The organism is Pseudoalteromonas sp. MMG013, assembly GCF_018100885.1.
GTDB classification, from domain to species: domain Bacteria; phylum Pseudomonadota; class Gammaproteobacteria; order Enterobacterales; family Alteromonadaceae; genus Pseudoalteromonas; species Pseudoalteromonas aurantia.
This window is the reverse complement of sequence record NZ_JAGJEE010000004.1, coordinates 71740-98213: the sequence shown is the minus strand read 5'-3', so window position 1 is coordinate 98213 and position 26474 is coordinate 71740. Positions and strand designations below refer to the sequence as shown.

The window sequence follows — 26474 nt, the reverse complement described above, 5'->3', positions numbered from 1 at the left end:
AGGGCTTTATGAGTACAAATAAGCAAGAGAATACACAACAGTCGCAACAAGAAAGGCATGATAAGCACCAGAAACGTCAGCAGAAAGTAAAAGAAAGTGTTGATGCAAAAGTGGCGGCTGCACAAACAGAGCAAGGTATATTTCAAGTGATTACTGGCAATGGTAAAGGCAAGTCGACTTCTGGGTTTGGTACGGTAGCCCGTTGTGTTGGCCATGGTATGAATGCGGCAGTAGCACAATTTATTAAAGGTATGTGGGAGTGTGGAGAGCGCAACTTACTGGAAAAAGCGGGGGTGCCATTTTCGGTGATGAAAACAGGGTTTACTTGGGAAACGCAAAACCGTGTTACCGACACGAAAGCAGCACAAGACACCTGGATTCAAGCGAAAGCTTGGTTAGCAGATGACAGTATAGATCTGGTTTTACTTGACGAATTGACTTATATGGTGACCTACGAATATATTGATTTAGATGAGGTCATTACCGCAATTGAAAATCGTCCTAAAATGCAGTCAGTGATAATCACAGGAAGAGCGGCACATCGGCGTTTAACAGATCTTGCTGATACGGTCAGTGAAGTTCGCAACGTAAAGCATGCCTTTGAAGCAGGGATAAAAGCGCAAAAAGGGTTTGATTTTTAATGCAACGTTACAGCTTGTTACTTTTGATGTTATTACTCATCAGCCTTAATAGCCAAGCCGCTGAGGCAAAGCGTATCGTCGCTTTAGCGCCTCATATTGTTGAAAACTTATTCACGGTAGGCGCGGGTGATTTAATCGTGGGGACTGTTGATTACGCAGACTTTCCTGCGCAAGCAAACCAGATCCCTCGAATTGGTGGTTATAATGGTATTCAACTCGAAAAGTTATTAGCGCTTAAACCTGACTTAGTCATCGCTTGGCAAACAGGCAGTAAAAAAATTGATTTAGAGAAAGTAGAAAAGTTAGGCATTAAAGTGGTGTATAGCGAAGCCAAAGACATCAATAAGGTCGCAGACGAACTACGTTTATTTGGTCAGTTGACGGGAAACGTTCAACAGGCAGAGGGGGCGGCAGGTGCTTTTACAGCGCAATTTAATGCGATAAAAGGGCGTTACGCAGACACACCTTCTCTTAAAGTGTTTTATCAACTTTGGCCTGAGCCTATGATGACGGTGAATAAAAACACTTGGATCCACCAATTGTTGATGGTGTGCGGTGTAGAGAATGCATTTGCAAATAATGCCACTGATTACCCACAAATCAGTATCGAGAATGTGATAAAAGCAAGCCCTCAAGTGATCATTGTTCCTGATGAAAAAACCAAGAAGCAGGTTAAAATGGTGGATTGGCATAAGTGGCCGGAGATCCCCGCAGTAAAGTATGACCAATTTATAACGGTGAATGCCGACTTATTACACCGTTATAGCACGCGTGTGCTTGATGGGGTGACAGATATGTGTGATAAAATTTTGGCATCAAAGGCTTTTTATCAAGCACAGGTGAAATAAGGTGATCAGCTTTGGTTGTACACTTTATAAAAGAAGGGGGTATTAATGAATTGCTGGCAAGCGTTACTGGCACATGAACAGGCGCAACCTTATTTGCAAGAGACGTTGGACTATGTGGCTCAGCGTCGCGCGGAAGGTGTGATTGTTTACCCGCAGGAGCAGCATGTTTTTGAGGCGTTAAATGCTACCGCACTAGAGCAAGTCAAAGTCGTTATTCTTGGGCAAGACCCATACCATGGACCGGATCAAGCACATGGCTTATGCTTCTCAGTACTGCCAGGTATAAAGCCGCCACCTTCATTGGCGAATATGTATAAAGAACTCGCGCAAGATATTAATGGCTTTATGATTCCCCAACACGGTTACTTATTACCTTGGGCAGAGCAGGGGGTATTGTTACTCAATACCGTATTAACCGTTGAGCAAGGTGCTGCGCATTCTCACAAAAAGCTAGGGTGGGAGCGTTTCACAGATGCAGTTATCGCATACCTTGATGAACACACTCAAGGTACAATTTTCTTATTATGGGGTGCACATGCCCAGAAAAAGGGCAAAAAAATTGATACTGACCGTCATCATGTACTGCATGCGCCTCATCCATCCCCTTTGTCTGCACATCGAGGCTTTTTCGGGTGTAGCCACTTTTCTAAAACGAATCAGTTGTTGGTAAAAATGGGTAAAAAAGCGATTGATTGGCAAATATAAAGAAGCTAGATAGGCTGATTTTTTAGGTTTTTAGTATTAAAAAAGGCTCCTAAGGAGCCTTTTTTATGGACTTAGACCAAATCTAAGTCGTCTAAGTCTAGGTTGTCTGCAAAGTAGTCTAATTCCTGTAGTTCTTTGCGAAGACGCTGTTTGTCTTTCAGCGCTTCGATTTCACGCCACTTTCGTTTTTTACTTTTTTGAGAGGCACGTTTTTTTGTTTCAGGACCTTCTAGTAGTTCAATCATATCGTCTAGGCTATCCATGAATATCTCCTAATTGATTATTAACCTCAATAACGCGAGCTCAGTGTGCATGCCTGCACTACAAGCAACTTTGGTATATCACAACACGGCTAAAAATAAAACAACTATGTGTCATCTAGGTTAAAATAAAGTGACAGTTTGATGAAGGTCAAAATGGTAGAATAAAAAAACGCTGCATAGGCAGCGTTTTTTTGAGGTAGGTAAACTGGGTGGTTTATAGCGCTTTAAAGCGTGTCTCAAGTGTTTCTTGGGCATCTGCGAATGAACGAATGCCTTCAGCCAGTTTTTCAGTCGCCATGGCATCTTGGTTATGCAACCAGCGGAATTGGGCTTCAGTTAGCGGCGCAGGTTTAGCTTCCACAGGGTAATTGCTTTCTAGCAAGTATTCTTGTGCATCGGTTAGGTTGCCAAGTTCTTCAAGTAGTCCAGGGCTGATGGTGAGCTTGTCGCATCCGGTAAGTGCAATGATTTCGCCAGTATTACGGAAACTCGCCCCCATAACCACGGTTTTATAATCATGGCGTTTATAGAACTCATAAATACTACAAACAGATTGTACACCAGGATCGTTAAGTGGATCGGTAGGCTTCTCAAGACCATTCGCCACATGCCAATCTAAGATTCGGCCAACGAATGGTGAAATCAAAAATACATTTGCATCGGCACAGGCACGGGCTTGGGCTTGGCTAAATAATAACGTTAAATTACACTTAATACCTTCTTTTTCAAGTTGTTCTGCGGCTTTAATACCTTCCCACGTTGATGCAATCTTGATCAGTATTTTATCTTTGCTCACACCCTCTTGTTCATACAGTTTTAACAAGGTGTTGGCTTTATTGATCATGGCTTGTGTATCAAAAGACAAGCGAGCATCCACTTCGGTAGATATATAGCCTGGCACAATCTCGGCTATTTCTTTACCAATCAATACTGCGAAGTAATCGCAAGCGAGCTCTAATTGTTGTCGAGCATCAGATTCGTTTGTTTTAGCAAAGTCCCATGCTTTTTGTAAATAAGCTTGGTATGCAGGCATTTCACTTGCTTTGAGTAATAGCGATGGGTTGGTCGTTGCATCTTCAGGCTGATGCTTGCGTATGGCTTCGATGTCGCCGGTGTCGGCAACAATGGATGAATGCTGTTTAAGCCTATCTAGTGCTGATGTCATTAGCTGTCCTCATTCCTATTTGCAGCAAATATAAAAGTGTAATTCCGCTATGTTGCAATACTGTGATTAGCTTTAATAGGTCAATTGTCCGTATCTAAACAGATACAGACCAAGGTAAGCGCAACCAGAAGGAGCTAGCGGGTCATTACACGAATTTAGGGCTATCCCTTATAGGTTCAAGGGTTATTCAAAGCTTGAAGTCCTGCGGGGATAGTGTTGAAATTGACACTAAACAATTTTCAAGTCAATAGGCTAGCCATGATCACGGTAATATCTCCTGCAAAAAATTTAGATTTCGATACTCCTGCGCATATTTCACGCCATACACAAGGGCAATTACTCGATCATAGCGAAGAATTAATGGCAGTATGTCGAACCTTGTCACCGCAGCAGATAGGCAGCTTAATGAAAATTAGCGACAAGCTATCAGGGTTAAATGCCGCGCGATTTAGTGAATGGTCGCAACCATTTACTACAAATAATGCGAAACAGGCTGTACTGGCATTTAACGGTGATGTTTATACCGGATTAGATGCGACGAGTTTGAGTGATGACGCGCTTAATTATGCGCAAAACACTCTCCGTATATTGTCTGGCTTATATGGAGTATTGCGGCCACTGGATTTAATGCAGCCGTATCGTTTAGAAATGGGCACAAAATTAGAGAATAGCCGAGGTAAGAACCTGTATGAGTTTTGGGGCACGACTATTGCTGAAAATTTAAATGCAACATTGGCAGCGCAGCAAGCGTCTCAGTTGGTCAATTTAGCATCCAATGAATATTTTAAAGCCGTCAATAAAAAAGTGCTCAACGCGGAAATTATTACGCCTATTTTTAAAGATTGCAAAAACGGCCAATTTAAAGTGATTAGCTTTTATGCAAAGAAAGCACGAGGCATGATGGCACGCTACATAATCGAACAAAATATTACGAGCTTAGAAGCACTAAAAGCGTTTAATGTAGCAGGGTACTACTTCAGTGAAGAAGCGACAATGAAAGCCAATGAACCTGTATTTCTAAGAGCGGAGCAAGCATGATAAAACAAAGTGTCATAGTGATATTTATTGTATTAACGGCAATAGGGTGTAGTGCTCAATTTGGCACATCGGTCACAAATGGTACGGTTAGCTGTGAGCAAGCACATGCAAATTGTGCGAATTACTGCCGTGATGATACATCGATACCGGGTGCGCAGCAGAATAGCTGCCTAGATAAGTGTTTCGAAGCATTAAATCGTTGCCGTGTATCGCCAAATGATCCAAATAGCCAGCCAACGCCCAGTGTGGGGTGGTAAAATACTTGCTTAACAACGGTAAAGAATACAATGAATAAGAATGTGTTGTTATTGGCTATGTGCCAAGGGTTAATTACGACAGGTAATATTTTGTTAGTCACCATTGCAGCTTTAGTGGGGCAAGCTCTGAGTCCGTCAGCAGCATTAACAACTTTGCCTGTTGCTACACAAATGTTCGGGTTATTAATCGCGACGATTCCAGCATCGTTGCTGATGGCGAAAATAGGCCGTCGCTGGGGATTTAGCTTTGGTAATCTCATTGGGCTTATTGGCACATTTTTGGGTTATGTCGCATTGAGCCAAAGTGCATTTTTACTATTTTGTGCGGCGACGTTGTTAATCGGGGTAGGTATTGGATTTGCAACTTTATATCGTTTTGCAGCAATTGAAGCGAGCGATAATCCCGCAACGGCAATATCTACAATAATGGCCAGTGGCGTTATTGCCGCAATACTGGGGCCCAATTTAGCCGTATGGGTGACAAATAACTTCCCGAGCCTAAATTATGCTAATGTCTTTATCTCATTGAGTGGCTTGTATTTATTAGCTCTGTGTTTATTACAAGTCGTGACATTTAATGAGGTGGCAAAAACAAGTAGTAACGCAAGCGCACGATCATTGAAAGAGATAGTGGCTCAACCGCAATTTATTACTGCGGTCGTGATTGCCATGTTGAGTTATACCATCATGAATTTATTGATGACGGCTACGCCGTTGGCAATGCATCGCCACGGGTTTGATTTGGCGGAGTCTGCATTGGTTATCGAGTGGCACGTATTGGGGATGTTTGTACCTTCATTTTTCACTGGTAAGTTAATTGAGCGATTTGGTCAAGCCAAAATAATGGCGGTGGGTGCATTGATTATTTTGCTGTGTTGTATAGTTAATTTACAAGGTGTGAGCCATGAACATTTTCTGTTTGCCTTGTGTTTACTGGGAATAGGATGGAACTTTATGTTTATTTCTGCCACACAGATGGTCAGTGAGACATATCACCCTTGTGAGCGAGCAAAGGCACAAGCAAGTAATGAATTTTTGGTATTTAGTATGGTGGCAATATCATCTTTAGGTGCGGGATGGCTAGAAGCTGTCGTGGGATGGCAAACGCTAAATATGTGGACAATTCCTATCATGATATTAGCGCTTGGTATTATATATTGGTTTAGTACTGTGCAGCAAAAGGTGCTTGAGGTAGCTTAAACACCTTTTGGTAATTGGCTATATGCAATAACAATGTTGTCTCTAAATGACAGGTCTAAATGTAATGACTGCGCCCTATATTTTTGACAAAAAGTCACAGCTTGACCTTCTGATGTAAGTAGTTGTGTTGCAGCGTGTTTTGTCAATAGTGCTTGCCATTTGTTACGAATATTCATAGGTAGCTGAGGCAGGTTATTTAAAATATCTTCAGATGCTTTAAATTCACTTTGCATTGCTAAATTGAGCATGTCGTCATTGGCAGCGGCAAGCCAACTTACGTTATTCTTTCCGACACATACGATAGGCAGAAAAGGAGCCAATGCAGGGCAAACGTCATTTCGATATAAATCTACTTGCCAGTATGGCCGGGCAATATTGGCAAATTGGGTAAAGCTGGTGATGGGGCCAAATCCAGCATGAGATGACAGAACCATTTCGACTCTTGGCTTATTTGCATCGACCGTATCATTGGCCACATCTATATACCATTGCTCAATTATCATGGCATTTTGAAAATACTCGTCACGCAGTGAACCCCACACTTTTTTTATGTTTGGATACGCTTGCTCCTGTGTTTTGAGGAGGTTTAAAACGGGATGATTGTTGTAGCTACTCTGGTCTTTTAACAACAAATACACTTCATCACGAATTTCTTTACAGCGACCAAGTGGGTATGGTTTGCCTGCAAATGTAGGGTATTTGGGCGCTAAGATTAAATCAGCCTGTAAACGTAACTGTGCAAGCGCACCACACAGTAAATTTAATTGGTGGCTAGAAATTTCCATATTTTATGTTGTCCTTAGGATTTTATATCATCATTTCAGCTGGTTAATATACCGCGTAAACAGTGATAAATAATAGTAAATCAAGATCTAGATCAACAAATCGCAATAAAGTTAATTTTACGTAATTAATGTGTTTGTTTTTTGTTTTCATTGTTATTAATCTGCGCATCGAAGAGTAAATTAAAATTTATTCAAAATAATTTATTTAGCAGAGGCAAGTTATGAAATGTTTAAGGCGAACAAAGGACATTACGCCCATCACATCACCGTCATTTGAAATAACCGTAAATCATCAAAAGGTTGCGGTAAGCGAAGGGGAAACTATTTTATCGGTTTTGCTTGCAACGGAGCATAAGGAGTTGATGGTGAATGACCATCAAAGTGTTTCAGGGGCGTATTGTGGCATGGGCGTATGCCATTGCTGTCATGTAAAAGTGAACAAACGATTTAAAAAGCGTGCTTGTCAGACGGTTGTTCAGCCACAAATGACAGTCGAGACACTGGTGAATCGATTTTTCGAAGAGGGTATAAAATGACACATAATCACCCTGTGGTAATTGTTGGCGGTGGCCCCGCTGGTACCGCGACAGCTGCCCACCTAGGAAAGTTTGGTATTGCGAGTACAGTCGTGGATGAAGCATCAAAAATTGGCGGGGTGATTTATCGAGGGCCATTACGTAGCACACTAACATTGCCGCATCTAGACGATAATTTAAAACGCGCCATGGCGGCCTTACAAAGGCGTTATGATAATAATGTGAAACATATTAGTTTATTGACGAATACACGAGTTTTGGGGCCTGAAGGTAAGAAAAACTTACTGGTAAGCAAAGATGAGAGATTAGAAAATTTAGCCTACGAAGAGCTTGTGGTAGCCACGGGCTGTCATGAAAGGAGTATTCCGTTTCAAGGGTGGCAGCTACCGGGGGTGATGTTGATGGGAGGAGTGCAGTTACAACTCAAAAGTGGGTTGGTAAAACCAGGGAGTAAAATGGCATTGGTGGGAACGGGGCCTCTATTGCCGTTAGTTGCGTGTCAATTACATAAGTCAGGGGTTGAAGTCGCTGGTGTCTATGAAGCAAGTCAATTTGGTAAATTGGCCAAAGAAGCCGTTGCTTTACTCAATAAACCCAAGCTCACTTTATCTGGTTTAAGCATGATGGGGTATTTGAAAAAGCACGATATTCCTTTTCACTATGGCTGGGGGGTTGTTAAAGCACTAGGAGATCATTCAGTTAGTAGCGTGGTTGTTGCGCCTTACAATGCTCAGTGGCAAGCCGATTTGCAAAATACTAAAACCATAGAAGTCGACGCTGTTGGGGTTGGCTATGGGTTTGTGGCGCGTAGTCAATTGGCGATGTTATTGGGTGTTGAGCATGAATATAGTAATGTCAGTGGCAGTATTCCGATTCTAGATCGCTGGCAACATAGTAATGTAAAAAATGTATATATCGCTGGTGATAGCAGTGGGTTATTGGGTGCTGATGCCGCGATTTGTGAAGGACAAATCGCAGCCATACGAATTGCTGAACGCAGAGGGGTGCTCAATGCGAAACAGGCGGCACAGCATGCTGGAAAGGTGATGAGGAAGTTAGATCGAATTAAGCGATTTCGGTATGGTTTTGATCGATTCTCAGCGCGGCAAAAAGGTTTAATGGCACTTGCCCAACCGGAAACGATTGTGTGTCGATGTGAAAAAACAACACGTGCACAAGTCGATATTGCACTCGCTCAAGGTGTTAAAGATATTACAAGCTTGAAAATGCGTACGCGCATTGGCATGGGAGATTGCCAAGGTAAAACGTGTTCAAGTTATGCGGTAGATAGATTACATCAAGCAGGGTGTATAGATGATATTGGGACTATTAAACCACGTTTCCCATTAGATCCAATCCCATTTACTTTTTTGGAAGAGCACGAATGAAAAAATTCGATATTGTTATTGCAGGAGGCGGTGTGATTGGTGCCGCGTGTGCCTATTTTTTAAGTCGAGATACGGATTTGAAGATTGCACTCATCGATATAAAAAAACCGGGGAACGCGTCGCGAGCTTCTGCTGGTGGATTATGGGCTATTGGTGAATCTGTTGGGTTAGGTTGTGGCGTTATTTTTTTCAAAACCTTATCTAAGTTGCAAAGTGAAGCAAAAGGCAAAGAGATCCCTGTTATGCGGCCTCACCAGTTGCCAGATTGTTTCTTTGAGTTCGCCTTGACTTCAAACGCCATGTATCCGGCACTTCATCAAGAAATGCTTGAGCGACATGGTGTCGATTTTAAGTTTGAACGCACGGGGCTAAAGTTCATCATGTATAACGAAGATGATCGTATTTATGCCGACCAAATTACCAGCGGTATTCCTCATCTTGCAGATCAAGTTCGGTGGTTAGATGCAGCACAGTTAAAAGCCGAAGAGCCTTATGTCACACCGGATGCGATTGGTGCAATAGATTTTATTTGTGATCATCAAGTTAATCCTTATCGGTTAGTGGATGCGTACATCGAAGGGGCAAGACAAAATGGTGTTGAACTGGTTTTAAACAATGAAGTGACATCGATTTTACGCGAGGGAAATCGTGTCACTGGTGTGACGACCAATGAAGAAACGTATCTATGCGACACGCTCATTAATGCTGCTGGCGCATGGGCTGATACGTTGTTTAATCAGGCAACTGGATTGCACATGCCAGTATACCCAGTGAAAGGGCAAATTGTTCTGTCTGAACGTTTACCGAAAGTACTCAATGGTTGTATCAGTACCAGTGACTGCTACATTGCGCAAAAAGATAATGGTGAAATTTTAATTGGCTCCTCCACGGAAGAAAAGGGCTTTGATACGACAAATAGTTTGGATAAAATTACCGAACTGTCCCAAGGGGCATTAAAATGTTTACCTATCTTAAAAGAAAGTAATATAAAGCGCTGTTGGGCTGGGTTACGCCCTGGTACGCCAGATGAGTTGCCGATATTAGGTCATGTCCCTGGCATTGCAGGATACATTAATGCATGTGGGCATTTTCGAACAGGCATTGTGACTTCAGCTATCACAGGTCAGTTGATTACTGAGCTGGTAACAGGACAAGACACTACATTAGATTTAACGCCATTTAGTGTGACGCGTTTTTTTACTGCAGAATAAAAAAGGCCTCATAGAGGCCTTTCATAATTTATTTCTTTTTCTTGATCTTGGCTTTTGCTTTCTTTTTCGCTTTCATTTTGAGCGGATCTTTCTTCTTCTTCGGTGGGCGCGCTTCTTTATTTTGCGCTTCTAAGCCTTTTATCACTCTTCGTTTAAGGCCTAAGTCAATATAGCGCTCAATTTTGGCTAAAATGGCTACGTCATGGGCTTCGACAAATGAGATGGCTGTGCCTTTTTTACCAGCTCTAGCAGTACGACCAATGCGGTGAACGTAAACATCTGCTGTGCGTGGCAAATCAAAGTTAATAACATGCGTAATGTCAGGAACATCAATACCACGGGCTGCAACATCGGTTGCAATCAAAATACGCGTGCGGCCACTTTGGAAATTGGCCATGGCGGTCATACGCTTATCTTGTGGCATTTCACCGCGTAGCCATGTGGTTTTTACGCCATGCGTATAGAGTTCTCCAACAAGTTGTTCTAAGCGTTCTCGGGTCTTTACAAATACGATGGCTTTTTGTACTTCAGTTTCACTTTGTAATAAATGCAGTAGTAATTCTAGTTTATGGGTATAGTTATCCGCTAAGTGCACCCATTGGTGTATTTTGGCTTTTTCTTTGCGAGATGATTCTGCCTCCAGTAAAGCCGGATCATTTAAAATACGTTCAGCAAATAATTCAACGCTATCGCCTTCTAATGTTGCAGAGAATAAAAAGCACTGACGACGGTTTTTGGCTTCTTCACAAATACGGAGCATTTCTTTTTTGAAACCAAGGTCAAGCATGCGGTCAGCTTCGTCTAGAATCAACAGTTCAACATTTTCTGCGTGGAAGTTTTCTGTTTCAAGGTATTCCATCAACCGACCAGGTGTTGAGATCAAAATGTCATTGTTCTTTTCAAAGATCTCTTTATGTGTACCATAGTTAATGCCTCCCGTTACCACACCAATCTTCAAGTGTGTGTTTGCAGCGAGTAACTGGCATTGTTCATGTATTTGATAAGCAAGCTCTCGTGTTGGTGTCATTATTAACACACGTGCAAAACCAGGGTCTTTACGAGGAAAGTCAAGCAAATGCTGAATTGCAGGGATTAAAAATGCAGCGGTTTTCCCTGTACCAGTTGGGGCGGAGGCTAATATATCACGCCCGATTAACGCTTCAGGAATTGCCAGCTGTTGTATACTGGTAGCGGATTGATAACCCATTTTGTCAATCGCGTTCAACACTTTGGTATCAAGATCAAATTCAGAAAATTGCATAGCACATCATAAATAAAGGACAATGGTCTCAATTATACGCGTGATGGTGATTTTCGAAAAGGTGAATAATGACTAGCTTTGCATTTAAACAGTTTAAGGTTCAACAGAACAATAGCGCCATGAAGGTATCAACTGATGGTATTTTGTTGGGGGCATGGGCTAATTTAGTAGGTGCACAGCGTTTATTAGACATAGGAACAGGCACTGGGTTATTGGCGCTGATGTGTAAACAGCGTAATCAAGACTTAATCATTGATGCTGTTGAAATTGATGCGGAGGCAGTTAATGATGCGCGGCATAATATTTCACAGAGTCCATGGCCTGATATTATGGTTCATCAATGTGCAATTCAAGTATTTGAATCAAATCATACATTTGATTGCGTTATTAGCAACCCTCCATATTTTAATAACAGTCTAAAAAGCCCTGATAAGCAAAGAAATAAAGCGCGACATACTGATGGCTTGAGTTTCAGTGAATTACTCAGCGCTTATATTCAAGTGAGCCATGCAAAGAGTACTTTGACGGTCATTTTACCTTGTTCTGAAGCTGATGTTTTTATTGAATGTGGCCGTGTGATGGGCTTATATTTACACAGAGTCTGCAATGTAAAAATGACACCAAATAAACCAGTGAGTCGTCGCCTTATGGAGTTTTCATTAACGTCGTGTGATACAACACTGATGAGTGCGCTATGTGTGCGTAATAGCAATAATACCTATACACCGGAGTATATTGGATTATGTCGGGATTTTTACTTGAAGATGTAATGACGAGGCTATTCTATTTATCATCAATAACACTGAGTAAATATAGAAGAAATAATTTTAGATAACTTGTTTTTATCTAAAATTACAGCATCTTACAATGACTTTATTTATAAGAGGAAGTGCTTCAAAATAGCATAGAATGCGAATTTTGATTGATAACGTGAAGGGGATATTTGATGGATCAGACCATACGCAAGATTTTGACATTTTTAGAAACTATTGAGGTACCCTTTCAGCTGAGTCGTTTAACAAGTGATACGTTTTTACCCGGTTTGAAGTTACAGCAAGGTGTATTACTGATTGATGTTGAAAAGTTGAGTTATGCCGGTGATATATTACATGAGGCTGGCCATATTGCCGTATGTGAGCCGACTGAGCGTCACTTGTTAAGTGGTGATGTATACAAAAGTCGCAGTAATAAAAACTGGATGAAGGGTGAGGAAATTGCGGCAATCGCATGGTCCGTGGCTGCTATTCAACATATCGGTCTGCCAACCAGTGTCGTATTACATTCAGGTGGTTACAAAGGGTCCAGTGAGAATCTGATTATGGTTTTTGAAAAGAATGAATTGTACGGCCAACCTTTGTTAGCCGCATGGGGGATGATTGATTCTATTGAAGACTTTCCGGCACTCAAGACTTGGATCCGAGAAGTATCATGGGCGGATCCCGCTACGGTTTAACTGCATTGGGAGACGTTACATAAAATGGCCCGAATGTATGACAGAATGAAAAGCCGTTCAGTGAGAGAGCTATAGTGAATCGCCGTATTGGGTCATTATCAGTTCTATCCAGCTGGCGATTCGTTCGTCGCTTTTTTCATACTGACTGTCTTCATCGAGTGCCAATCCCACAAAGTGACTCGCATCTTCAGTGAGTGCTTTTGATGCTTCGAATTCATAGTCAGCTGTATTGGGCCAATAACCAATAAAATTAACACCTTGAGGCTGTATTTTATCATGTAGCATGCCTAAAGCGTCTTGAAACCATTGACCATAACCTTGTTGATCACCCATACCGAATAACGCAATGGTTTTGCCTGCAAGGTTTACACTTTCAATGTCATCCCAGCTAGACTCCCAATCTTCTTGAAGCTCTCCGAAATCCCATGTAGAAATGCCTAAAATTAAAAAGTCATATTGCTCTGCATTTATTAATGGCTCATCTTTGATGTTATGTAATGAAATTGTATCTTCACCAATAATGTCACGAATCTTTTCAGCTGCCATTTCTGTATAGCAGGTTGTTGAACCATAAAATAACGCTATTTGCATTGTATTTATCACTTTCTAATTGACTGTTATGATAGGCGCGAAGTCTACCCTATGATGTTAAAAATTGATACAGGAAGCCTGTGAGCGAATTTTCCAACAACAATACCAATATATCGAGTAATGATGACTATATAGAGGCATTCTTAGATACCTTGTTTTTAGAACAGGGGCTGAGTGACAATACTTTAGCAGCATACCGATCTGACTTAGGCAAGTTTACCGAGTTTTTGATAAAGTCGCAGCGAGACATTTCTTTGATGGAGGTGCAAAGTAGCGATATTGAAGCATATTTAGCGTATCGAGTTGACCTAGGGCTGAAGTCACGCAGCACAGCACGGTCAATTAGTGCACTAAAACGATTTTTTTTATATTGGGTCAAAGAACAAAAAATAACAGCGACGCCATTGCTCAGTATTGCGCAACCAAAAATAATACAATCGCTACCTAAAACATTAACAGAGCTAGAAGTGGAAGCTTTGCTTGATGCTCCTGAGGTTGATGAACCTTTGGGTCTCAGGGATAAAGCGATGCTGGAGCTCTTATATGCTACGGGATTACGAGTAACTGAATTGGTAGGGCTACGTATTGAACAAGTGAATTTGCGACAAGCCGTTGTCTTGGTTCGAGGAAAAGGCGGTAAAGAACGATTGGTACCTATGGGCGAAGAAGCATTGCATTGGATCGAACAGTTTTTGAAGCTGGGTCGACCGCAAATGATAAAACATGCGACTGACTTCGTTTTTCCATCAAAGCGAGGAGTTGGTATGACTCGACAAACCTTTTGGCATCGTATTAAACACTATGCTATTTTGGCTAATGTAACGTCGCCATTATCACCACACACGTTGCGTCATGCTTTTGCAACACATTTGCTTAATCATGGTGCGGACTTACGTGTCGTCCAAATGATGCTAGGTCACAGTGATTTATCGACGACACAAATTTATACCCATGTTGCCAGTGAACGGTTAAAATCGTTACATCAGCAACATCATCCCAGAGCATAGTGGAATTTTTTAGAGGTTTTCCGGTCTTAGTGGGTAACCGCATAATAATTAATGAGCAGAATATGAAAAAACTAATTTTAGCTGCCGCATTGGCGTGTAGCTTTTCAACTTTAGCGAATACGATACCAGAAACACCAACCCCATTGTTGGCTGACCCTATTATTGAGCAGTTTTCTGGTTTAGGTGTGACAGTTAAAAGTATATCAGATAGCCCAATCCCAAGTATTAAAACAGTGATCACCGATAAAGGTGTTTTATATGCGAGCGCGGATGGTAAGTACCTTATTCAGGGCACGGTGATTGACCTTGAAAACCGTGAGAACTTGACGGAAGGGGCGTTGAGTGGATTACGCAAAGAAGGTGTTGCCGATTATCAAGATTCGATGATTGTATATAAAGCTGAAAATGAAAAACACCAAATAACGGTATTTACAGACATTACATGTGGCTATTGTCGTAAGTTACACCGTGAGCTAGATGATTATTTGGCCGCAGGTATTACGGTTAAATATATGGCGTTCCCACGGGGAGGCTTACGTGGGTCAGGTTATGAAGACTTACGCAATGTTTGGTGTGCAAAAGATGCAGCACAAGCACTGACAGATGCTAAAGCAGGACAAACAGTTGCTAAAGTTGAAAACTGTAGTGCGCCAGTTTCGGAGCATTATGAACTAGGCCAGAGCTTTGGTATCACAGGTACGCCTGCGATTATTTTAGAAGATGGCTCATTGATCCCAGGCTATCAGCCTGCAGCAGCACTGTCTAAAGCGTTAGAAGAGAACAGCAAAAAATCTTAAATTTGGTATACTCATTCTATAATTAGAAAAGGCCGTAAGGCCTTTTTTGTTGCCTAAAAAATTTGAGATGTTAAATGAACACAGAGATCCGTACTCGCCCATTTGTAGAAGATAGTCATTTACCCGCCCACTTACATCCTGTTATCAAACAAATTTATGCAACGAGAGGCGTTTTAGACGCAAGCGAATTAGATAACAGTGCAAAAACGTTACTTGATTTTAAGTTATTTAAAGATATGGATAAGGCCAGTAATATCCTTGTAGAGATGTTGGCTAAAAATGCGACCGTGTTGGTTGTGGGGGATTTTGATGCGGATGGCGCAACAAGCACCGCAGTATTGATGGAAGGGCTTCCCCAGTTTGGTTTTACGCATGTCGATTACTTGGTACCAGATAGATTTAGTTTAGGGTACGGATTAAGTCCTGCTTTAGCAGAGCAAATCGTGGCGCTTAAACCTAATTTAGTGATCACAGTTGATAATGGTATTTCGTGTATTGCAGGTATTGATCTTGTTAAACAAGCAGGGATCACCGTGATCGTAACGGATCATCACTTACAGGGAGCGCACTTGCCTAATGCAGATGCCATTGTGAACCCAAATCAACATGACTGTGGATTTCCATCTAAATCAATCGCCGGTGTGGGAGTTGCCTTCTATTTATTAATTGCGCTGCGTAATAAGCTGAGAGAGCAGGGTTATTTTGCAACAAATACTGAACCTAATTTGGCCGCATTATTGGACATTGTTGCGTTAGGGACCGTTGCGGATGTGGTCGCACTTGATGCAAATAATCGTACGTTGGTATATCAGGGGCTTGCACGGATCCGAAGTGGTAAAACCAGGCCTGGCATTCAAGCATTGATTGAAGTTGCCAATCGTAATGCCGCGCGTTTAAGTGCAAGCGATTTTGGTTTTTCACTTGCGCCGAGACTGAATGCTGCAGGTCGATTAGATGATATGAGTTTGGGTATAGCGTGTTTGTTATCAAAAGATATGAATCAAGCCCGTCGTATCGCGGGTGAACTTGATGGTTTAAACCATGAGCGTCGTGAAATAGAGCAAGGTATGCAACAAGAAGCACACTCGGTGCTAGAACGCTTAGTGTTAAGTAGTCAGGGGGTTCCTGATGCAGTTTGTTTGTATCAAGATGATTGGCATCAAGGCGTAATAGGTATTTTGGCAGGTCGATTAAAAGAGCAGTATCATCGTCCCGCTGTGATTTTTGCTCAAGGTGATAATGGCGAAATAAAAGGCTCGTGTCGTTCAATCGATGGATTACATATGCGAGATTTATTGGAACAGCTTAACACCCAACATCCAGGTTTAATTTTAAAGTTTGGTGGTCATGCAATGGCTGCAGGTTTGACGATATATGAAGACAGTTTTGCGCAGTTTAAACTTGTCTTTGAAGCCACAGTCAGTAAATTGTTGTCTGAAGAGCATAAACAGAGCGTATTGTTGACCGATGGGGCCTTGCCTGCTGAGTGTTTTACCATGGATTTCGCACAGCTTTTACAACAAGCAGGCCCTTGGGGGCAGCATTTCCCAGAGCCTGTTTTTTGTGGAGAATTTGAATTAATTCAACAACGTATTGTTGGAGAAAAACACCTTAAATTGGTGTTGAAGCATTCATCAGGAAAATTAGTCGATGCAATTGCATTTAATGTTGATGTAAGGGCTTGGCCTAATAATCAAGCGCAATTGGCACAAGTTGCGTATCAATTAGATATCAATGAGTTTCGCGGTAAATTTACATTACAGTTAATCGTGCGAGAAATCAGCGTAATAACGGCATAAAGACATTTATAGCAGGAACAAATTTTGTTAGTATGGCGCGTTTAACAATTAGGCTGTTGCAGATTACCGCTGGGTGAGTGCAATAACCAATCATTGTAGTGAAATTTTTGGAGTAATGTGCATGTTTGAAGTGAATCCTGTGATTAACCAAATCAAGGACATTCGCGAACGTACTGAGCTGCTTCGGGGGTACCTTTGACTATGCTCTTAAACAAGAGCGTTTAGAAGAAGTTAACGCTGAACTTGAAGACTCGGCAGTATGGAATGAACCAGAAAGAGCACAGGCGCTAGGCCGTGAAAAATCGGCTTTAGAAATTGTGGTTGAAACCATTGACACTTTGGTGGCCGGTGCTGATGATGTGGAAGGGTTAGTTGAGTTGGCCGTTGAAGCGGAAGATCAAGAAACTTTTGATGAAGCAGAGCAGGAGCTCGCAGGTTTGGTTGCAAGCCTTGAAAAGCTAGAGTTTCGTAGAATGTTCTCGGGCCCACACGATGACAATGATGCATATCTCGATTTGCAATCCGGTTCAGGCGGTACTGAAGCACAAGACTGGTGTAATATGCTACTGCGTATGTATTTACGCTGGGGTGAAGCAAAAGGTTTTAAAGTGGAGCTCGTAGAAGCCACCGATGGTGATGTTGCCGGTATTAAAGGCGCCACGGTACGTTTCAGTGGTGAATATGCCTATGGCTGGTTACGCACAGAAACAGGCGTACATCGTTTGGTTCGTAAAAGTCCATTTGACTCAAGTGGTCGTCGCCATACTTCATTTGCGTCAGCGTTTGTTTATCCGGAAGTTGATGACAATATTGAAATAGATATTAACCCTGCTGAATTGCGCATTGATGTATACAGAGCGTCAGGAGCGGGTGGTCAGCACGTAAATACCACTGAATCAGCAGTACGTATTACGCACTTACCAACAAATACCGTTGTACAGTGTCAAAATGAGCGTTCGCAGCATAAAAACAAAGCGCAAGCGATGAAGCAATTAAAAGCCAAGTTGTTTGAGCTTGAAATGCAAGCTCAGAACGCAGAAAAGCAGTCACAAGAAGACGCCAAGTCAGACATAGGTTGGGGCAGTCAAATACGTTCTTATGTATTGGATGACTCTCGAATTAAGGATTTACGTACTGGTGTCGAAAATCGAAATACGCAAGCCGTACTTGATGGTGACCTAGATAGATTTATCGAAGCTAGCCTGAAATCAGGCCTTTAATCAACAAGCTAAACTAAGAGCTATAAAATGACAGATCAAATCCAAGACGAAAATAAACTCATTGCTGAGCGTCGTACTAAGTTGGATGCGATTCGCGAGAATTGCAGTGCCAATGGCCACCCTAACAGCTTCCGCCGTGAAGATTATACGGCTGATCTACAAGCTAAGTTTGGTGATAAATCGAAAGAAGAGCTTGTTGAATTAAACCAGCAGGCGTCAATTGCTGGGCGTGTCTTAGCAAAGCGTGGCCCTTTCTTAGTGCTGCAAGACATGAAAGGCCGTATTCAAGCGTATGCGTCTAAAGATGTTCAAAAAGATCTAAAAGCAAAATATGGTCAGCTTGATATTGGCGATATTATTGGTGTAACGGGACCTGTACACAAGTCAGGCAAAGGCGATTTATACGTTGATATGGTTCAATATGAACTGTTGACTAAATCATTGCGTCCGCTACCCGAGAAGTTTCATGGTTTAACAGATCAAGAAGCCAAATACCGTCAGCGCTATGTTGATTTGATCACCAATACTGATACGCGTGAAACATTCCGCATTCGTTCAAAAGTGATTGAAGGTATTCGTCGTTTCCTTGCTGAACGTGAGTTTATGGAAGTTGAAACGCCTATGTTACAGGTTATTCCTGGTGGTGCGACAGCTCGTCCGTTTGCGACACACCATAATGCACTCGACATTGATATGTACTTGCGTATTGCGCCTGAACTTTACTTAAAGCGTTTAGTTGTGGGTGGCTTTGACCGTGTATTTGAAATAAACCGTAACTTCCGTAACGAAGGTTTATCAACACGCCATAACCCTGAATTCACCATGATTGAATTTTATCAAGCGTATGCTGATTACAATGACTTGATGAATTTAACTGAAGATATGCTACGTACTGTGGCACAAGATGTGTTGGGCACGACGACGATTGTGAATACCACTAAGAATGCGGAAGGTGAAGTTACTGATAGCGTTGAGTATGACTTTGGTCAGCCGTTTGTGCGTTTAACAATGGCCGATGCGATCATTGAGCACAGTGAAGAAGCGGCTAAGCAAGCTGAAATTTTCCAAGACCCTGAAAATCATTTTGACGCACTAAAAGTATTTGCTAAACAGGTACACGTTAAAATCCCTGAAAACTGTGTATGGGGACCTGGTAAGTTCTTATGTGAAATATTTGAAGAAGTGGCAGAGCATAAACTTATTCAACCGACTTTCATTACTGCATACCCGTGGGAAGTGTCTCCACTTGCGCGTCGTAATGACGACAACGCATTCATTACTGACCGTTTTGAATTCTTCGTTGGTGGACGTGAATTGGCAAACGGATTTTCTGAGCTAAATGATGCTGAAGATCAAGCTGCACGCTTTGCACGTCAGGTTGAAGAGAAAGATGCGGGTGATGATGAAGCTATGCATTATGACGAAGATTACATTCGTGCATTAGAGTATGGATTACCGCCTACGGCAGGTGAAGGTATTGGTATTGACCGTTTAGTGATGCTATTTACTGATTCATCAACGATTAAAGATGTGATCTTGTTTCCTCATATGAGACCGCAAACGGACTAAGTACACCTGAGAGTGATACGATTGAGAAAAGCGCCTTCATGGCGCTTTTCTGTTATTTGCGTGCGATATATCTCAGTATGCGACTTTAGTCTAATGCTAATTAGATGAATTACTCAAATAAAACAACTGGCTAGTCTATGCAGATGAAATACGTACTGCATATGCCATTAAATCTAGAACTGGCAAGTCTTTGATTGTTTCCTATACTGCTGGAGCGCGGTTAATGGATAATCATAAAAATGAAAGAACCACAAAAATATCAACCTTCAAAAGATGATAATGATGAGTTGAGAATGGAATATTGTCGGATGTGTATTTGCGAATTCCAGCGTTTAGGATATCAAGATGCTTATTTAGCTGAATTGAAAGACTCTAAAAAAGCACTTATTGATAGGCATACCCTCAGTCGTTTTCAAGACCATGATTAATTCTAGGACCTATTCAAGTGAGGATTTCAACCAAGCTGGTTAATCTATCACCATACGGCCTGATTTTACAAGAAAAGTGTTTGACATATTTTTTCTAGCCTATATTATACGCCCCACGACACGGAGAGGTGGCCGAGTGGCTGAAGGCGCTCCCCTGCTAAGGGAGTATAGGGTTTGTAGCCCTATCGAGGGTTCGAATCCCTCCTTCTCCGCCATTTATTTATAAATGGTATGTCTTATCGATAAAGTTCGATATAAATAAAAACTTAATAACGGACGCGTAGCTCAGCTGGATAGAGTACCTGGCTACGAACCAGGCGGTCGGAGGTTCGAATCCTCCCGCGTCCGCCACTTTTCTCTAAGTGGATAAACAAAGAGGTATCTGAGTAAGATATAAAATTACCAATACGAACACGTAGCTAAGCTGAATAGTTTATTTGGCAATGATGGTTACGATAAAAGTTCGTATCGATGAAAATAAAACTTAATAACGGACGCGTAGCTCAGCTGGATAGAGTACCTGGCTACGAACCAGGCGGTCGGAGGTTCGAATCCTCCCGCGTCCGCCACTTTTCTCTCAGTGGATAAACAAAGAGGTATCTGAGTAAGATATAAAATTACCAATACGAACACGTAGCTAAGCTGAATAGTTTATTTGGCAATGATGGTTACAATAAAAGTTCGCATCGAAGAAGTATCGATGAAAATAAAACTTAATAACGGACGCGTAGCTCAGCTGGATAGAGTACCTGGCTACGAACCAGGCGGTCGGAGGTTCGAATCCTCCCGCGTCCGCCACTTTTCTCTCAGTGGATAAACAAAGAGATATCAAAGTAAGATATAAAATTACCAACACGAACATGTAGCTCAGCTGGATAGTTTATTTAGCAACGATGGTTACGGGAAAAGTTCGCATCGAAGCAGTATCGATGAAAATAAAACTGAATAACGGACGCGTAGCTCAGCTGGATAGAGTACCTGGCTACGAACCAGGCGGTCGGAGGTTCGAATCCTCCCGCGTCCGCCACTTCTTTTTAGAAGTGGAACAAACAACCGATATGATTATGTATAGTCAATCGGTTTTTTTGTGTCTGAAATTTATAAATTACGTTCCTTAGGTGTTTGCTCAAGGCGAGTGAGTACACCATTTGAAGGTTGCCACAGCAGCTTCATTTAAATTAGTAAGGCATCGCCTTGCTCTTGCATCGTCTAACTTTCTCCGCCATCATGAGCCAAATTTATTTCTTCATGATAACTATGCGTTTCTTCTTTCTTGTTTGTTTATGTATATTCACCGCTAACTGTTGGGCATTGCAAGTAGGGGCTGAACGTTACGAACACTATTTACCTTTATTAAAGCAGCAGCGTGTGGCCTTGGTCGTCAATCAAACTGCACGCACAAAACACGGACATTTACTAGATAGTCTATTGTCTAAAGGGGTTGATGTACGTGTGATATTTGCACCTGAACACGGTTTTCGTGGGGACCACGATGCTGGGGCACATGTATTATCAGGCACTGATATAAAAACGGGAGTGCCGATTGTATCGTTATATGGCAAGCATAAACGCCCGTCAAAACAACAGCTCCAAAATATTGATGTGATCATTTTTGATATTCAAGATGTGGGGGTTCGATTTTATACTTACATCAGCACAATGCACTATATGATGGAAGCTGCAGCAAAATATGGCAAAGAGTTTATTGTATTAGACAGACCTAATCCAAATATTGCGTTTGTAGATGGTCCAGTTTTAGATCCCAAATTTAAATCATTCGTAGGTATACACCCAATTCCGATTTTACATGGTCTCACAGTGGGCGAGTTGGCAAAAATGATTGTTGGTGAAAATTGGTTGGCGGTGGATAAAAAGTTGCAGTTACAAGTGATCCCCGTTGAAAACTATAGTGTGAATACCAAGTATGAGTTACCAATAAAGCCAAGTCCTAACCTTCCTAATAGTCAAGCAATTGCGCTTTACCCCTCTTTGTGCTTTTTTGAAGCTACACCTGTATCTGTTGGTAGAGGGACTGATTTTCCTTTTCAAGTCTACGGATATGATCCCATAAAACTTGGAAAGTTTTCGTTTACGCCACGATCAATTAAAGGTGTGGCTGCGAATCCAAAGTTCAATGGGAGATCCGTATTCGGGGTTGATTTAAGGCAATATGAAAGTGACGGGTTGGACTTAAGCTGGTTTATTAATGCGTACAAAAGGCTATCTAGTGACGGGATTGTGTTTTTTAAACATGCGGGCTTTATGGATAAACTCGCAGGGACAGACCAACTCAGAATCGCGATTGAGGCGGGTAAGTCGGCTGACAAAATAAAGCAAAGTTGGCAGCCATCATTACAACAGTATATGCAGCGCCGCCAACCTTATTTACTTTACCCACGTTAACTGTGACGTAACTCGCTCATATATTCATTGGCACGTTCAGCACGTTTTTGCCAATGTAAATTTGATTGTGTCAGACCAATGAAAAGTACATCAATTAAGTAGCTTTGTGATGTGCGTGTTAAAATCGATGCGTGTTTAACTGGCTCATGATCAATGACGGTGAATAGTTTAGTATGCGCTAGATCACTGAGTGGGTTACTACCATAGCGAGACATGGTAATAATATTACATTCATTGATAGCTGCTTGCTTGGCAACTTTTAATACCCCTTTACTTTGCCCTGAATCACTAATGGCGATTAACAAGTCATCTTTGCTCATCGTTGCGACGTAACTAGCAGCAGACATTTCATCTATTTGGGCAATTGCCGGTAAACCGAGCTTTTGCAGCTTGAGTGCAAAGTCTTGTGCCATTGTGTAGCTGCCACCAACTGCACATATCATAATTTTCTTTGCTGATTTTATGGTTTGAATCGCATTCTCAAATTGATTTGGGGTATTGAGTTTGTGCGTTTCTGATAAAATGGCATGCTGATTTGATAGTAATTTGTCGGCTATGAGTTCGAGTGGGTCATTGCTGTTGATGATTCCTGTTGCGGGCTGAGGGTGCTGGCTTTGCAAATTAAGGTCATCTACAACAGCCAGTTTAAATGCTGGAAAGCCTTTATAGCCAAGCTTTTGCGCGAACTTGACTACGCTTGATTGGCTAACACCTGCAGCTCTGGCCAGTTCCACAGATGAGAGCGCTCTAATCTTGGCACTTGAATTTAACGTGAAATCTGCAAGCTTAGCCTCACTATTTGAGAGACTTGGCCGCAAAGCTTTTATTTTTACGAATGTCGACATGCGGGATACTTCACCTGTAACTAACTTGTAATTGTACTTATTATAGGTGCAATCGGAACGTTGCGATAGTGTTTCCAGTTATGATTATTGCTATTTTTTCACACATTGTACCAGTATGGGTACTAATGTTGCATTATTGACTTTGGTTTAACTGAAAAGCTTGGTTTTTAGCATTTTACTCATTAAGCTGTTCGGTCGAATTCATTATTTTCTATTGTTGCTGTTGCGACCTGTAAGGAAGCTGTATGACTTGGTACTCTATATTACCACCATTAATTGCCATATTAGTGGTGTTTTGGCGTAAGGAAGTAATTTTAGCGCTTGTGTTGGCGTTGCTTAGTTCGGAGTTTTTATTGGCCTTACAAGGAGAGGGAAGTAGTATATTCATGACGCTGGTTAATAGCATTGAGCGTGTTATTTCTGTGGCGACGTCAGCTGGTAATAGTCGGATCCTTATTTTTAGTTTAGTGATTGGGGCATTACTGGCCTATATCAGAGAATCCGGTGGCGTAGCGGCAACCGTCAGTGTTTTGATGAACAAAGGTGTAGCAAAGAGTAAGCGGCAAGTTGGTTTACTTACTATGTTCACTGGAACGGCAGTATTCATTGAATCGAATATGAGTGTTTTAACGTCTGGTATTGTTTCTAGAGGCTTGTTCGATAAATTTAAAATGAGTCGAGCACGATTGGCTTACATAATCGATAGCACCAGTGCTCCTGTTTGCATTTTGATTTTATTAAATGGGTGGGGGGCATATATTCTAGGTCTATTAAGTAACTATGAATTAGAGCAATCAGCTGTCAGCATATTATGGGGAAGCGTTGCTTTTAACTATTATGCAATTATTGCTCTGTTGATTGTGCTTTACACCATTGTGTTTGATAAAGTACATGGTCCAATGAAATTCGCAGAACAACAGTTAAGTAAGAGAAATGTAGACGTTGATGCAGGGCCAACCGCAACGAAGGCAAGGTTTATGTTGGTACCACTGCTGACATTGATCATCAGTATGGTCGGTTTTATGTTTTGGACTGGGGGCGGTGAGTTGGCAAAAGGCAGTGGCTCTAAGTCCGTGCTTTATGCGACTATACTAGCGTCGGCCGTGGCTTATTTATTATTATTAACACATAAGCGTTTTACACATCATCAACTTGTGGATGTAGGTTTTAAAGGAATTGGAGAGCTTTTACCGTTAGTGAGTATCGTACTGTTATCACTCACTTTAGGTGCGAGTTTAAAGGTGTTAGGCACCGGTGTATTTGTCGCATCATTAGTCGGTGATTACTTGCCACTTTACGCAATCGTACCAGTATTGTTTTTAACTGGGGCAGTAATGTCATTTACAACAGGCACATCATGGGGAACATTCGCTATTTTGATCCCGATTGGCGTGCCACTGATCCAAACGCTTGGACTCCCGCCTGAGCTGGTTATTGGCGCCATTTTAAGTGGTGGTATTTTTGGCGATCATTGTTCACCAATATCAGATACCAGTGCAGTGTCCGCACTCGCATCAGGATGTGATTTATTAACGCATGTAAAAACCCAGCTGCCATATGCTTTAGTGGGCGGGGTGCTGGCGTTAATCAGCTTTTTCATTGCAAGTATTCTACTTATTTAGGGGCTGTGGATCTTTTAGGTTCATTTTTGCAGTAGTTTGATTGGCTTTTATACAAGGCAGAGGCTGCGTAGCATGGTTATTCCATGTGAGTCAGCCGATAACATAGTAGAAAAGCCAATCAAGCGCTGCCTACCGGTTCTTTTGAGCACCCCTTTCTCTTTGTTGCTTAATATTCGCTTAGATCACTAGGCCACATATTAAGCGCCGCGATAAAAGCACGCTCAAAGAGAACAAAAATAGAACCGCAAAGATCAACAGCCCGCTAATTTTATGCTCTATTTATCATGGCACATCAAGCACTGATATATTATGGGCAACTATAGATTTGCCGCCCACTTTCGATGCCACTTAAGCCAATAATGTGCCCAGCGCTGTTTTGATTGAGAGCCAAATAACGGCCGACAAAGGAAGGTTGTGTTTTCCAGTTAGGAACTAATTGTGCTAATAAGCTTTGCTCAAGGCTTATCAAAGTTCTTTTCTGACAATCTGCGATGAGCCATCTATCTACGTGTTGCTCAACGACCTCACCATGGGAAATGGTTGCTTTTCGTATCATTTGACTGTGTTTCAACTGTAAATCTAACCGCTGTTTTTGGACGACAATTTCACGTTGATATTCACCCTGCTGTACGCGATGTATTTCTATATTGTCATACTGCGTGGCACTTTTCATAGTGATGGTTGTATGCTTATTGCTGGGGGTCGCTATAAAAAGTTGAATACATAAAAATACCACTCCAGAGCAGGCCAAAAGCCACTGTATTCGTTGCCATGATACGTACTTTTCATTTTTTGCACAGGCCTGTTTGTATTTGTTAAGTTGGCTCGTATTTACTGGCTCTTTACACTTTTTGTATGCCTGTTTTAGGGCTTTTTCAAATTGCTCTTGGTTATCCATCGTTAGGCTCCATGGTTGCTTTTAAATGTTGCTTGGCATATCGCAAACGGGTTTTGATGGTTTCGTGATTTTGATGTGTAATATGCGCGATTTCTTGCAATGAAAATCCTTCCAGCTGGAGCATTAAGGCTTCACGCTGCAAAAACGGCAACTGTGTCATTGCTTGATATAGCGTATCTATATGTGAATTATCAGACTGCGCTGCAATCAGCGTTGTATCATCTAATTGTACGATTCTTTTTGTTTTTCGTAGTTCATCAATTAACGCATTGCGCGCAATGGAGAATAACCACGCTTTAGGCGTATTCTGTTGGTTATATGTGTGACGCTTTTCGACGACGGTTAGCCAAGTTTTTTGGCAGATATCCTCGGCTAACACACGATTACTTTGACTGCGAATAAAGTGGAATATATCACGGCTATAGGTATCAATGGCTTGCTCAATATAGTAGCTTTGGCCCGTTTTTTTGTATTCATAGAGCGGGTCATCAGCACGGGTATTTAATTTTAGCCATGATTTTAAGGCTATTAGCATAGGCTTTCC

The 26474-nt window shown here is 41.7% G+C and carries 27 protein-coding genes and 5 tRNA genes; 24 read left to right on the top strand and 8 right to left on the bottom strand.

What is annotated here, in order from left to right; genetic code table 11:
* The first annotated feature begins 8 nt into the window (after positions 1–8).
* The 3 genes from cobO to ung are packed head-to-tail and all read left to right on the top strand — an operon-like array spanning position 9 to position 2194.
* Entirely contained in the window at positions 9–641 is a 633-nt protein-coding gene (gene cobO / locus J8L98_RS05520; RefSeq protein WP_210995656.1) for a cob(I)yrinic acid a,c-diamide adenosyltransferase, read from the top strand.
* Positions 641–1489, top strand: a complete 849-nt coding sequence (locus J8L98_RS05515) for a cobalamin-binding protein (protein WP_210995655.1) — start codon at positions 641–643, stop codon at positions 1487–1489. The genes cobO and J8L98_RS05515 overlap by 1 nt, the downstream gene beginning before the upstream one ends.
* A gap of 45 nt (positions 1490–1534) precedes the next feature.
* A complete protein-coding gene (ung, locus tag J8L98_RS05510; RefSeq protein WP_210995654.1) occupies positions 1535–2194 on the top strand; it encodes a uracil-DNA glycosylase in 660 nt (219 codons plus the stop codon).
* Positions 2195–2265: 71 nt separating this feature from the next.
* Here the strand turns inward: ung and J8L98_RS05505 are convergent, their stop codons facing one another.
* Both J8L98_RS05505 and tal read right to left on the bottom strand, forming a co-directional pair.
* Positions 2266–2457, bottom strand: a complete 192-nt coding sequence (locus J8L98_RS05505) for a DUF3545 family protein (protein ID WP_210995653.1) — start codon at positions 2455–2457, stop codon at positions 2266–2268.
* Positions 2458–2671: 214 nt separating this feature from the next.
* Positions 2672–3622, bottom strand: coding sequence for a transaldolase (tal, locus tag J8L98_RS05500; RefSeq protein WP_210995652.1), 951 nt, complete (start codon positions 3620–3622; stop codon positions 2672–2674).
* A 258-nt stretch (positions 3623–3880) separates the two neighbouring features.
* Between tal and yaaA the strand changes: the two genes are divergently transcribed.
* From yaaA to J8L98_RS05485, 3 genes are read left to right on the top strand one after another with little or no spacing between them, the layout of a single operon-like run.
* A complete protein-coding gene (gene yaaA / locus J8L98_RS05495; RefSeq protein ID WP_210995651.1) occupies positions 3881–4660 on the top strand; it encodes a peroxide stress protein YaaA in 780 nt (259 codons plus the stop codon).
* Positions 4657–4917 carry a hypothetical protein gene (locus tag J8L98_RS05490; protein ID WP_210995650.1) on the top strand — a complete coding sequence of 87 codons (261 nt, stop codon included), beginning with the start codon at positions 4657–4659 and terminating at the stop codon, positions 4915–4917. The genes yaaA and J8L98_RS05490 overlap by 4 nt, the downstream gene beginning before the upstream one ends.
* 30 nt (positions 4918–4947) lie before the next feature.
* A complete protein-coding gene (locus J8L98_RS05485) occupies positions 4948–6117 on the top strand; it encodes an MFS transporter (protein ID WP_210995649.1) in 1170 nt (389 codons plus the stop codon).
* Here the strand turns inward: J8L98_RS05485 and J8L98_RS05480 are convergent.
* The gene (locus tag J8L98_RS05480) at positions 6114–6902 is read right to left on the bottom strand and encodes a hypothetical protein (protein ID WP_210995648.1); all 789 of its coding nucleotides are present in this window, start codon (positions 6900–6902) and stop codon (positions 6114–6116) included. The genes J8L98_RS05485 and J8L98_RS05480 overlap by 4 nt on opposite strands.
* Before the next feature lie 221 nt (positions 6903–7123).
* On the opposite strand from J8L98_RS05480, the gene J8L98_RS05475 reads away from it, so the two are divergent.
* The 3 genes from J8L98_RS05475 to J8L98_RS05465 are packed head-to-tail and all read left to right on the top strand — an operon-like array spanning position 7124 to position 10037.
* Positions 7124–7438, top strand: coding sequence for a 2Fe-2S iron-sulfur cluster-binding protein (locus J8L98_RS05475; RefSeq protein ID WP_210995647.1), 315 nt, complete (start codon positions 7124–7126; stop codon positions 7436–7438).
* The gene (locus J8L98_RS05470; RefSeq protein WP_210995646.1) at positions 7435–8826 is read left to right on the top strand and encodes an FAD/NAD(P)-binding oxidoreductase; all 1392 of its coding nucleotides are present in this window, start codon (positions 7435–7437) and stop codon (positions 8824–8826) included. Before J8L98_RS05475 ends, J8L98_RS05470 begins: the two co-directional genes overlap by 4 nt.
* Entirely contained in the window at positions 8823–10037 is a 1215-nt protein-coding gene (locus J8L98_RS05465; protein WP_210995645.1) for an FAD-dependent oxidoreductase, read from the top strand. The genes J8L98_RS05470 and J8L98_RS05465 overlap by 4 nt, the downstream gene beginning before the upstream one ends.
* A 28-nt stretch (positions 10038–10065) precedes the next feature.
* Here J8L98_RS05465 and srmB read toward each other — a convergent pair whose 3' ends face one another.
* On the bottom strand, positions 10066–11298 hold the full coding sequence (srmB, locus tag J8L98_RS05460; protein ID WP_192508739.1) for an ATP-dependent RNA helicase SrmB: 1233 nt from the start codon (positions 11296–11298) through the stop codon (positions 10066–10068).
* A 68-nt stretch (positions 11299–11366) separates the two neighbouring features.
* On the opposite strand from srmB, the gene J8L98_RS05455 reads away from it, so the two are divergent.
* Both J8L98_RS05455 and J8L98_RS05450 read left to right on the top strand, forming a co-directional pair.
* The gene (locus J8L98_RS05455; protein WP_210995644.1) at positions 11367–12068 is read left to right on the top strand and encodes a methyltransferase; all 702 of its coding nucleotides are present in this window, start codon (positions 11367–11369) and stop codon (positions 12066–12068) included.
* A gap of 176 nt (positions 12069–12244) precedes the next feature.
* Entirely contained in the window at positions 12245–12751 is a 507-nt protein-coding gene (locus J8L98_RS05450; protein WP_210995643.1) for a hypothetical protein, read from the top strand.
* 69 nt (positions 12752–12820) lie between these two features.
* Here J8L98_RS05450 and fldB read toward each other — a convergent pair whose 3' ends face one another.
* A complete protein-coding gene (gene fldB / locus J8L98_RS05445) occupies positions 12821–13342 on the bottom strand; it encodes a flavodoxin FldB (RefSeq protein ID WP_210995642.1) in 522 nt (173 codons plus the stop codon).
* Positions 13343–13422: 80 nt separating this feature from the next.
* Between fldB and xerD the strand changes: the two genes are divergently transcribed.
* The 12 genes from xerD (at position 13423) to J8L98_RS05385 (ending at position 22565) form a co-directional block, all read left to right on the top strand.
* The gene (gene xerD / locus J8L98_RS05440; protein ID WP_210995641.1) at positions 13423–14349 is read left to right on the top strand and encodes a site-specific tyrosine recombinase XerD; all 927 of its coding nucleotides are present in this window, start codon (positions 13423–13425) and stop codon (positions 14347–14349) included.
* Positions 14350–14411: 62 nt separating this feature from the next.
* Positions 14412–15146 (top strand): bifunctional protein-disulfide isomerase/oxidoreductase DsbC, encoded by a 735-nt coding sequence (gene dsbC, locus J8L98_RS05435; protein WP_192508734.1) that lies wholly within the window; start codon positions 14412–14414, stop codon positions 15144–15146.
* 74 nt (positions 15147–15220) lie between these two features.
* Positions 15221–16945: a single-stranded-DNA-specific exonuclease RecJ gene (gene recJ / locus J8L98_RS05430; protein ID WP_210995640.1), complete on the top strand. Its 1725-nt coding sequence runs from the start codon at positions 15221–15223 to the stop codon at positions 16943–16945.
* Positions 16946–17066: 121 nt separating this feature from the next.
* Positions 17067–18165 (top strand): peptide chain release factor 2 gene (gene prfB, locus J8L98_RS05425; RefSeq protein WP_192508732.1). Its coding sequence is split into 2 segments (ribosomal slippage): positions 17067–17141 and positions 17143–18165, totalling 1098 coding nucleotides; the frame shifts between segments, so codons are not numbered across the junction.
* A gap of 27 nt (positions 18166–18192) precedes the next feature.
* On the top strand, positions 18193–19734 hold the full coding sequence (gene lysS, locus J8L98_RS05420; protein ID WP_210995639.1) for a lysine--tRNA ligase: 1542 nt from the start codon (positions 18193–18195) through the stop codon (positions 19732–19734).
* Positions 19735–19973: 239 nt separating this feature from the next.
* On the top strand, positions 19974–20162 hold the full coding sequence (locus J8L98_RS05415; protein WP_192508730.1) for a hypothetical protein: 189 nt from the start codon (positions 19974–19976) through the stop codon (positions 20160–20162).
* A 122-nt stretch (positions 20163–20284) separates the two neighbouring features.
* Positions 20285–20377: transfer RNA gene (locus J8L98_RS05410), tRNA-Ser, on the top strand.
* Positions 20378–20436: 59 nt separating this feature from the next.
* Positions 20437–20513: transfer RNA gene (locus J8L98_RS05405), tRNA-Arg, on the top strand.
* 141 nt (positions 20514–20654) lie between these two features.
* Positions 20655–20731 (top strand) — tRNA-Arg (locus J8L98_RS05400).
* Positions 20732–20883: 152 nt separating this feature from the next.
* Positions 20884–20960, top strand: a tRNA-Arg gene (locus tag J8L98_RS05395).
* Positions 20961–21112: 152 nt separating this feature from the next.
* A tRNA-Arg gene (locus tag J8L98_RS05390) sits at positions 21113–21189 on the top strand.
* A 230-nt stretch (positions 21190–21419) separates the two neighbouring features.
* Positions 21420–22565: a DUF1343 domain-containing protein gene (locus tag J8L98_RS05385; RefSeq protein ID WP_247682448.1), complete on the top strand. Its 1146-nt coding sequence runs from the start codon at positions 21420–21422 to the stop codon at positions 22563–22565.
* Here the strand turns inward: J8L98_RS05385 and J8L98_RS05380 are convergent.
* Entirely contained in the window at positions 22562–23410 is an 849-nt protein-coding gene (locus tag J8L98_RS05380) for a MurR/RpiR family transcriptional regulator (protein ID WP_192508729.1), read from the bottom strand. The genes J8L98_RS05385 and J8L98_RS05380 overlap by 4 nt on opposite strands.
* A 245-nt stretch (positions 23411–23655) precedes the next feature.
* On the opposite strand from J8L98_RS05380, the gene J8L98_RS05375 reads away from it, so the two are divergent.
* Positions 23656–25032 carry a Na+/H+ antiporter NhaC family protein gene (locus tag J8L98_RS05375; protein ID WP_210995638.1) on the top strand — a complete coding sequence of 459 codons (1377 nt, stop codon included), beginning with the start codon at positions 23656–23658 and terminating at the stop codon, positions 25030–25032.
* Positions 25033–25339: 307 nt separating this feature from the next.
* Here J8L98_RS05375 and J8L98_RS05370 read toward each other — a convergent pair whose 3' ends face one another.
* Together J8L98_RS05370 and J8L98_RS05365 are read right to left on the bottom strand one after the other, a co-directional pair.
* Positions 25340–25930, bottom strand: a complete 591-nt coding sequence (locus J8L98_RS05370; protein ID WP_210995637.1) for a hypothetical protein — start codon at positions 25928–25930, stop codon at positions 25340–25342.
* Positions 25923–26465, bottom strand: coding sequence for an RNA polymerase sigma factor (locus tag J8L98_RS05365; protein WP_210995636.1), 543 nt, complete (start codon positions 26463–26465; stop codon positions 25923–25925). Before J8L98_RS05365 ends, J8L98_RS05370 begins: the two co-directional genes overlap by 8 nt.
* Positions 26466–26474 lie beyond the last annotated feature (9 nt).

What these genes read in the sequence shown, in the direction of transcription:
- fldB (WP_210995642.1), bottom strand. Translation starts at nt 13,342, where the DNA reads ATGCAAATAGCGTTATTTTATGGTTCAACAACCTGCTATACAGAAATG.
- J8L98_RS05380 (WP_192508729.1), bottom strand. Translation starts at nt 23,410, where the DNA reads ATGTCGACATTCGTAAAAATAAAAGCTTTGCGGCCAAGTCTCTCAAAT.
- J8L98_RS05465 (WP_210995645.1), top strand. Translation starts at nt 8,823, where the DNA reads ATGAAAAAATTCGATATTGTTATTGCAGGAGGCGGTGTGATTGGTGCC.
- J8L98_RS05365 (WP_210995636.1), bottom strand. Translation starts at nt 26,465, where the DNA reads ATGCTAATAGCCTTAAAATCATGGCTAAAATTAAATACCCGTGCTGAT.
- dsbC (WP_192508734.1), top strand. Translation starts at nt 14,412, where the DNA reads ATGAAAAAACTAATTTTAGCTGCCGCATTGGCGTGTAGCTTTTCAACT.
- J8L98_RS05415 (WP_192508730.1), top strand. Translation starts at nt 19,974, where the DNA reads ATGAAAGAACCACAAAAATATCAACCTTCAAAAGATGATAATGATGAG.
- srmB (WP_192508739.1), bottom strand. Translation starts at nt 11,298, where the DNA reads ATGCAATTTTCTGAATTTGATCTTGATACCAAAGTGTTGAACGCGATT.
- ung (WP_210995654.1), top strand. Translation starts at nt 1,535, where the DNA reads ATGAATTGCTGGCAAGCGTTACTGGCACATGAACAGGCGCAACCTTAT.
- J8L98_RS05450 (WP_210995643.1), top strand. Translation starts at nt 12,245, where the DNA reads ATGGATCAGACCATACGCAAGATTTTGACATTTTTAGAAACTATTGAG.
- J8L98_RS05485 (WP_210995649.1), top strand. Translation starts at nt 4,948, where the DNA reads ATGAATAAGAATGTGTTGTTATTGGCTATGTGCCAAGGGTTAATTACG.
- J8L98_RS05515 (WP_210995655.1), top strand. Translation starts at nt 641, where the DNA reads ATGCAACGTTACAGCTTGTTACTTTTGATGTTATTACTCATCAGCCTT.
- J8L98_RS05470 (WP_210995646.1), top strand. Translation starts at nt 7,435, where the DNA reads ATGACACATAATCACCCTGTGGTAATTGTTGGCGGTGGCCCCGCTGGT.
- J8L98_RS05475 (WP_210995647.1), top strand. Translation starts at nt 7,124, where the DNA reads ATGAAATGTTTAAGGCGAACAAAGGACATTACGCCCATCACATCACCG.
- J8L98_RS05375 (WP_210995638.1), top strand. Translation starts at nt 23,656, where the DNA reads ATGACTTGGTACTCTATATTACCACCATTAATTGCCATATTAGTGGTG.
- J8L98_RS05505 (WP_210995653.1), bottom strand. Translation starts at nt 2,457, where the DNA reads ATGGATAGCCTAGACGATATGATTGAACTACTAGAAGGTCCTGAAACA.
- recJ (WP_210995640.1), top strand. Translation starts at nt 15,221, where the DNA reads ATGAACACAGAGATCCGTACTCGCCCATTTGTAGAAGATAGTCATTTA.
- lysS (WP_210995639.1), top strand. Translation starts at nt 18,193, where the DNA reads ATGACAGATCAAATCCAAGACGAAAATAAACTCATTGCTGAGCGTCGT.
- J8L98_RS05455 (WP_210995644.1), top strand. Translation starts at nt 11,367, where the DNA reads ATGACTAGCTTTGCATTTAAACAGTTTAAGGTTCAACAGAACAATAGC.
- J8L98_RS05385 (WP_247682448.1), top strand. Translation starts at nt 21,420, where the DNA reads ATGCGTTTCTTCTTTCTTGTTTGTTTATGTATATTCACCGCTAACTGT.
- tal (WP_210995652.1), bottom strand. Translation starts at nt 3,622, where the DNA reads ATGACATCAGCACTAGATAGGCTTAAACAGCATTCATCCATTGTTGCC.
- J8L98_RS05480 (WP_210995648.1), bottom strand. Translation starts at nt 6,902, where the DNA reads ATGGAAATTTCTAGCCACCAATTAAATTTACTGTGTGGTGCGCTTGCA.
- yaaA (WP_210995651.1), top strand. Translation starts at nt 3,881, where the DNA reads ATGATCACGGTAATATCTCCTGCAAAAAATTTAGATTTCGATACTCCT.
- cobO (WP_210995656.1), top strand. Translation starts at nt 9, where the DNA reads ATGAGTACAAATAAGCAAGAGAATACACAACAGTCGCAACAAGAAAGG.
- J8L98_RS05370 (WP_210995637.1), bottom strand. Translation starts at nt 25,930, where the DNA reads ATGGATAACCAAGAGCAATTTGAAAAAGCCCTAAAACAGGCATACAAA.
- J8L98_RS05490 (WP_210995650.1), top strand. Translation starts at nt 4,657, where the DNA reads ATGATAAAACAAAGTGTCATAGTGATATTTATTGTATTAACGGCAATA.